At 74.1% G+C, this 6,884-nt stretch carries 6 protein-coding genes; 2 read left to right on the plus strand and 4 right to left on the minus strand.

The features are described 5' to 3' along the window. Positions 1-6 precede the first annotated feature (6 nt). Complete coding sequence (locus tag M4J07_RS03745; protein WP_255967122.1) at positions 7-1,008, plus strand: YihY/virulence factor BrkB family protein; 1,002 nt, start codon at positions 7-9, stop codon at positions 1,006-1,008. A 96-nt stretch (positions 1,009-1,104) separates the two neighbouring features. Here the strand turns inward: M4J07_RS03745 and M4J07_RS03750 are convergent, their stop codons facing one another. The 4 genes from M4J07_RS03750 to M4J07_RS03765 are packed head-to-tail and all read right to left on the minus strand — an operon-like array spanning position 1,105 to position 5,891. Further along, on the minus strand, positions 1,105-2,217 hold the full coding sequence (locus M4J07_RS03750) for an XdhC family protein (RefSeq protein WP_255967124.1): 1,113 nt from the start codon (positions 2,215-2,217) through the stop codon (positions 1,105-1,107). Further along, a complete protein-coding gene (locus M4J07_RS03755) occupies positions 2,210-4,330 on the minus strand; it encodes a xanthine dehydrogenase family protein molybdopterin-binding subunit (protein ID WP_255967126.1) in 2,121 nt (706 codons plus the stop codon). The genes M4J07_RS03750 and M4J07_RS03755 overlap by 8 nt, the downstream gene beginning before the upstream one ends. After that, positions 4,327-5,328: an FAD binding domain-containing protein gene (locus M4J07_RS03760; RefSeq protein WP_255967128.1), complete on the minus strand. Its 1,002-nt coding sequence runs from the start codon at positions 5,326-5,328 to the stop codon at positions 4,327-4,329. Before M4J07_RS03760 ends, M4J07_RS03755 begins: the two co-directional genes overlap by 4 nt. Further along, a complete protein-coding gene (locus tag M4J07_RS03765; RefSeq protein WP_255967130.1) occupies positions 5,325-5,891 on the minus strand; it encodes a 2Fe-2S iron-sulfur cluster-binding protein in 567 nt (188 codons plus the stop codon). Before M4J07_RS03765 ends, M4J07_RS03760 begins: the two co-directional genes overlap by 4 nt. A 204-nt stretch (positions 5,892-6,095) precedes the next feature. Between M4J07_RS03765 and M4J07_RS03770 the strand changes: the two genes are divergently transcribed. After that, positions 6,096-6,686 (plus strand): TetR/AcrR family transcriptional regulator, encoded by a 591-nt coding sequence (locus M4J07_RS03770; RefSeq protein WP_255967133.1) that lies wholly within the window; start codon positions 6,096-6,098, stop codon positions 6,684-6,686. Positions 6,687-6,884: the final 198 nt, after the last annotated feature.

Below are 6,884 nucleotides of genomic sequence, written 5' to 3' on the forward strand. Positions count from 1 at the left end.
AGCATCATGACGCGCGTGGCGAGTGATCCGGCGCAACCCGAGCGGACCGAGGAGCCCAAGGACCCGACCGAGCTGCCCGCCCGCTCCTGGCTTGCGGTGCTGCGGCGGACCGGCAAGGAGTTCCTCGACGACGGTCTGCCCGACAAGGCGGCGGCCCTGACCTACTACGGGGTCCTGTCGCTGTTCCCCGCCCTGCTGGTCCTCGTGTCGCTGCTCGGGGTGATCGGCGAGTCGGCGACCCGGGCGGTCCTGGACAACCTGCGGCACCTGACGCCGGGCCCGGTCCGTGACCTGCTGGACGACGCGGTGCGGGAGTTGCAGGACAACGCGGGCCCCAGCGGGGTCGTCGCGGTGGTGAGCCTGCTGGCCGCGGTGTGGTCGGCGTCGAGCTACGTCGCCGCGTTCATCCGCACGGCGAACGACGTGTACGACCTGCCGGAGGGGCGCCCGGTGTGGAAGCTGACGCCGCTGCGCCTCGCCCTGACGGTGACCCTCATGGTGCTGCTCGCGATCAGCGCGCTGATCGTCGTGTTCACCGGGCCGCTCGCACGGCGGGCCGGTGACACCATCGGGGTCGGTGACGCGGCGGTGACCACGTGGAACATCGCGAAGTGGCCGGTGCTGCTCGTCCTGGTGGTCCTGATGGTGGCGCTGCTGTTCTGGCGGGCGCCCAACGTCCGAGGCCCGGGCTTCCGTTGGCTGAGCCCCGGCAGTCTGCTCGCGGTGCTGCTGTGGCTGGTGGCATCCGGCGGGTTCGCCCTGTACGTCGCGAACTTCGGCTCGTACAACAAGACGTACGGCACCCTCGGCGGCGTCGTCGTCTTCCTGATCTGGCTGTGGCTGTCGAACCTCGCCATCCTCCTCGGCCTCGAACTCGACGCCGAGCTGGCCCGCCAGCGCGCCATCTCCGGCGGCCACCCGGAGGGCGAGGAACCGTACGTGGAACCCCGTGACACCCGCACGTGGCCTGCCCGGCTGCGCCGGCGGCGGGCCGGGCCCGACGGCTGAGCCCGGTCGCGGTACCGGCCCCTGGTCCGATCGCCGCGGCCCACGCCGGACGCCCCGTGCGGGGCGCCCCGCGAACGGTCCGCACGCGCCACGGCGCTACCCGGCCCGGTGGATCGCCCCGTCGCCGCCCCGCAACGGCACCCCGGTCCCGCCCCGCCGCACCGCGACGATCTCCGCCCCGATGGAAACGGCCGTCTCCTCCGGTGTGCGCCCGCCCAGGTCGAGGCCGATCGGCGACCGCAGCCTGGCCAGCTCCCGCTCCCCCACGCCCGCCTCGCGCAAGGCCCGCAGCCGGTCGTCGTGCGTGCGCCGGGAGCCCATCGCCCCGACGTACGCGGCGGGCAGCCGCAGCGCGACCTCCAGCAGCGGCACGTCGAACTTGGCGTCGTGCGTGAGGACGCAGAGCACGGTCCGCTCGTCCGTCGCGGTCGAGCGCAGATACCGGTCGGGCCAGTCGACGACGACCTCGTCCGCGTCCGGGAACCGCTCGGGCGTCGCGAACACACCGCGCGCGTCGCACAGGGTGACGTGGAACCCGAGCAGTTTGCCGACCCGCACCAGCGCCCCGGCGAAGTCGACGGCGCCGAACACGATCATCCGCGCGGGCGGCACGCTCGACTCCACGAACAGCGTGATGTCGCCACCGCACCGCGCCGAGCTCTCCGGCACCTCGCAGATCCCGGTCCGCCCGAGGTCGAGCAGCGCCCTGGCCTGGGCGGCGAGCCCCGCGTCGTCGGCCGAGCCGAGGCTGCCCTCGTACGTGCCGTCGGGGCGGACGGCCAGCACCCCGCCGCCCGCGAGGTCACCGGGCCCGTCGAGGATCCGGACCACCGCGACCGCCTCGCCGCGCGCCGCGACGGCGAGCGCCGACTCCACCGCCGTACGGGACGGGGAGCCGGCCAGGACGGGCACGACGACGACCTCCACGGACCCGCCGCAGGTCAGGCCGACCGCGAACGCGTCGTCGTCGCTGTACCCGAACCGTTCCCTGCGCACCGTCCCGTCCCGCAGGGCGTCGGCGCACAGGTCGTACACCGCACCCTCGACGCAGCCGCCGGAGACCGAGCCGACGGCCCGGCCGTCCGTGTCCACGGCGAGGGCCGCGCCGGGCGGGCGGGGTGCGCTGCCGCTCACCGACACGACGGTGGCGACGGCGAACCCCCGGCCCTGCGCGGCCCATGCGCCGAGCTCGGCGGCGAGGTCAAGCATCGTGCCCGGCCCTGTCCGCCTCGGCGAGCAGCACCCGGTCGGGCCGGATCGGCAGGTGGCGCTGCCGGGAACCGGTGGCGTGCCACACCGCGTTGGCGATGGCGGCGGCGGTGCCCACGATGCCGATCTCACCGACGCCCTTGATGCCGACGGGGTCGTCGGGGTCCTCGTCGGGCACCCAGTCGGCCTCGATGACGGGCACGTCGGCGTTCGCGGCGAAGTGGTAGCCCGCGAAGTCCGCGCCGACGTGGCTGCCGAACGTCTCGTCCCTGACCGCTTCCTCGTGCAGCGCCATGGACAGGCCCCAGGTCATGCCGCCGACCAACTGGCTGCGCGCGGTGAGGGGGTTGACGATGCGGCCCGCCGCGAAGACGCCGAGCAGCCGGGTGACCCGCACCTCGCCGGTGGTGACGTCGACGGCGACCTCGGCGAACTGCGCGCCGAACGCGTACCGCTCCTTCTGGGCGAGCTGCGCGATGAGTTCGGCGGTGTTGGTGGTGACCGTGACGCCGGCCGCCGGGATCTCCGTGCCGCGCAGGGTGAGTTGCTCGCGCAGGTCCCGGGCCGCGGCCATCACGGCCCAGCCCCAGGAGCGGGTGCCCATGGAGCCGCCCGCGACCCAGGCGGCGCCGAAGTCGCTGTCGGCGATGCGGACGTGGACCCGCTCGGGCGCCGTGTCGAGCGCGTCGGCGGCGAGCACGGTGAGGGCGGTGCGCGCGCCGGTGCCGACGTCGGCCGCGGTGATCCGGACGGTGAAGGTGCCGTCGGGTTCGGCGGTCACGGACGCCGTGGAGGGTGCCGCGCCGGACGGGAAGGTGCAGGCGGCGACGCCGGTGCCGATCAGCCGGTTGCCCTCGCGGCGCACCCGCGGCCGGGGGTCGCGATCCGCCCAGCCGAACCGGCGGGCGCCCTCCTCGAAGCAGGCGAGCAGGTTGCGGCTGCTGAACGGCAGTCCGGAGATCGGGCCCGCCGTCGGTTCGTTGCGCACGCGCAGCGCGATCGGGTCCATGCCGAGCTTCTCGGCGAGCTCGTCCATCGCCGACTCGACGGCGAACGAGCCGGGCGCCTCGCCGGGCGCGCGCATCCAGGTGGGCGTGCCGACGTCGGCGGGCACGACCCGGTCGACGCTGTGGTGGGCGACGGAGTCGTACATGGTGCGGCCGAACCCCGCGCTGCCCTCGACGAACTCGCGCAGCGTAGAGGTCATCGACCGGTTCTCGTGCGCGAAGGCACGCAGCCGTCCGTCCGCGTCGGCGCCGAGCCGCACCCGCTGGGCGGTGGGGCTGCGGTAGCCGGTGATCGCGAACACCTGACGGCGGGTCAGCGCGATCCGCACCGGGCGCTGCAGTTCGGTCGCGGCCATCACGGCGGCCACGTGGTGCGACCTGAGTCCCTTGGAGCCGAAGGCGCCGCCGACGTGCTCGGAGCGGACCCGGACGGCGGACAGGTCGAGGGAGAACAGGTTCGCCAGGTCGTCGGCGACCCACTTGCTGCCCTGGTTGGAGTCGAAGACCTCCAGGCGCCCGCCGTCCCAGCGCACGGTGACCGCGTGCGGCTCCATGGCGCTGTGGTGCTGCTCGGGCGTGGTGTACGCGGCGTCCAGCACGACGGTGGACGCGGCGAGTTCGGCCTCGACGTCGCCCTTGACGGTCTCGGCGTCCTGCGGGACGTACGCGCCCTCCTTGTCGGCGTCGAAGGAGACGTCGTGCGGCTCCTCGTCGTACGTCACGACGAGCGCCTCCGCGGCCTCCCTGGCCTGTTCGGAGGTCCCGGCGACGACGAGCGCGACGGGCCAGCCGGCGTGCGGCACCCGGTCGTGCTGGAAGACCTCGACGATCGGGTCGGGGCGGCCGAGCGCGCCGATGACGTCGTCCTTGATCCGTGGCGCGTTGCCGTGGTGCAGCACGGTCAGCACGCCGGGCAGCGCGCGCACGGCGGCGTCGTCGATCGCCCGGATCCGGCCGCGCGCGATCGTGGACAGCACCAGCCAGCCGTGGGCGAGTTCGGTGAACGGGATCTCGCTCGCGTAGCGGGCCGCGCCGGTCACCTTGTCGCGGCCCTCGATCCGGGTGCGTGCGACGCCGACCGCGTCCGGTTTCGCCGTGGTGGTCATCGGGCGCCCTCCGGTCCGTGCTGTTCGAGTTCGGTGAGGAGTGCCACGACGAGATTGCGGATCAGCGGCACCTTGTACGTGTTCTGGGACAGCGGTTGGGCCGCGGCGAGCTCGGCGTCGGCCGCGGCGGCGTAGGCGTCGGCGTCGGCGGGGCCGCCGATCAGCGCCCGCTCGGCGGCCGTGGCCCGCCAGGGCCGGGACGCGACCGCGCCGAACGCGAGCCGCGCGTCGCGCACGACGCCGTCCTGTACGTCGAGGGCGGCGGCCACGGAGCCGACCGCGAAGGCGTACGAGGCGCGCTCGCGGACCTTGCGGTAGCGGGAGTGCGCGGCGACCGGCGCTGCGGGCAGCGTGACCCCGGTGATGAGCGCGCCGGCGGGCAGCGCGGTCTCCAGGTGCGGGGTGTCGCCGACGGGACGGTAGAAGTCGGCGAGCGCCAGCATCCCCGGCCCGGCGGCGGTTTCGTACGTCACGACGGCGTCGAACGCGGCGAGTGCGACGCCCATGTCGGAGGGGTGCACGGCCACGCAGTGCTCGCTCGCGCCGAGGATGGCGCCGTTGCGGTGTTCGCCGGCCACGGCCGGGCAGCCACTGCCGGGAACCCGCTTGTTGCACGGCTTGCCGATGTCGGTGAAGTAGGCGCAGCGGGTGCGCTGGAGCAGATTGCCGCCGACAGTCGCCATGTTGCGCAGCTGCCCGGAAGCGCCGGCGAGCACGGCCTGCGCCAGCGCCGGGTAGCGGCGCCGCACTTCGGGGTGCGCGGCGAGGTCGCTGTTGGTGACGGTGGCACCGATCCGCAGCCCGCCGTCCGCTGTCGGCTCGACGCGGTCCAGCGGCAGTTCGCGTACGTCGACGAGGCGGGCGGGACGCTCGACGCCCGCCTTCATCAGGTCGACGAGATTGGTGCCGCCGCCGAGGTACCGCGCCTCGGGGTCGCCGCCGAGGACCGCCACGGCGCCCGGCACGTCGAGTGCCCGCTCGTATCCGAACTCCCTCACGCCACCTGCTCCTTCGCACCGTCGGTGGTCTGCGCCGCGGCCCGGGCGACGGCCTGCACGATCGACACGTACGCGCCGCAGCGGCACAGGTTCCCGCTCATCCGCTCCCTGATCTCCTCCGGGGTGAGGGGTGGCGGCCCGGCCTCGGGCCGCACGTCCTCGGTCGCGGCGGACGGCCAGCCCGCCGCGTGCTCCTCCAGGACGGCGAGGGCCGAGCAGATCTGGCCCGGTGTGCAGTAGCCGCACTGGAATCCGTCGAGTTCGACGAACGCCTGCTGCACCGGGTGCAGTCGGTCGCCCTGGGCGACGCCCTCGATGGTGGTGATCTCACGGCCTTCGGCGGCGACCGCGAGCTGCAGACAGGACACGGCCCTGCGCCCATCGACGAGGACGGTGCAGGCACCGCACTGCCCCTGGTCGCAGCCCTTCTTCGTGCCGGTCAGGTCGAGCCGCTCGCGCAGGGCGTCGAGCAGCGTGGTGCGGTGATCGACGGGCAGGGTGTGCTTCTCCCCGTTGATGTTCAGGGTGACGGCGCTGGACGTGGACGTCTCGGCCGGGGACATGAGCAGCCTTCTTTCGCGTGTCTCGTGCGAGGAGAATCGGCGCTGTGCGACGGGGCGGGGCGGCCTCGGCATGGGCCTCGGCCGCGTACGCCGCTATGGTGGACGAACCTGAACGGACATCTGTCCGCTTTTACGGTTCACGAACGTAGTGGACAACTGTCCGCCTAGCAAGGACGTTTCCTGGCCACGGCCGAAGGAGGACGCGTGGGGCACCCGAAGAAGCCGGCGCTCCGCTCCGACGCGCAGCGCAACCGCGAGCGCATCCTCGAAGTGGCCCTGGCCGAACTGACGCACTCGGCGGACGCGCCGTTGAGCGCGATCGCGAAGAAGGCGGGCGTCGGACAGGGCACGTTCTATCGCAACTTCCCCAGCCGGGAGGCGCTCGTCCTCGAGGTGTACCGGTACGAGGTACAGCAAGTCGCCGACACGGCGGCCCAGTTGCTGTGCACCCGGCCGCCGGAGGTGGCGCTGCGCGAGTGGATGGACCGGCTCGCGCAGTACGCGATGGCGAAGGCCGGCCTCGCGGACGCGCTGCGCGAGGCGACGGCCGCCCGCGGCACGATGAAGAGCCTGGCCCACGGCCCGCTCACGGAGGCCGTGACGCTGCTGCTGACCGCGAACGAGAAGGCGGGCGCCCTTCGCCCCGGCGTCACCCCCGACGACTTCATGCTGGCGATCGGCGGCCTCTGGCTGATCGACCCGCACGGCGACTGGCAGTCCCGAGCGGGCCGCCTCCTGGACCTGGTGATGGACGGCCTGCGAGCGGGAGCGCCGGGGCCCCCGGCGGACGAGTAGGGGCCGGCTTCGACGTCCGGCGACCGCTGCGTGGGAGCGGGCCGGGTCCGGCGTACGGCTATGTGGCGGCGCCCGGATTCAGCGGCGGGCGGCGCCAGGGGTCAGCGGCGGGCGGTGCCCGGGTCAGGCGCGGGCGGGTGCCCGCCTGCCCGCTACGACCGCTTGCGCGGCTTCCCGCGCTTCGGGGCGGGCTTGCCG

The sequence above is a fragment of the Streptomyces longispororuber genome, assembly GCF_024448165.1.
GTDB classification, from domain to species: Bacteria; Actinomycetota; Actinomycetes; order Streptomycetales; family Streptomycetaceae; genus Streptomyces; species Streptomyces longispororuber_A.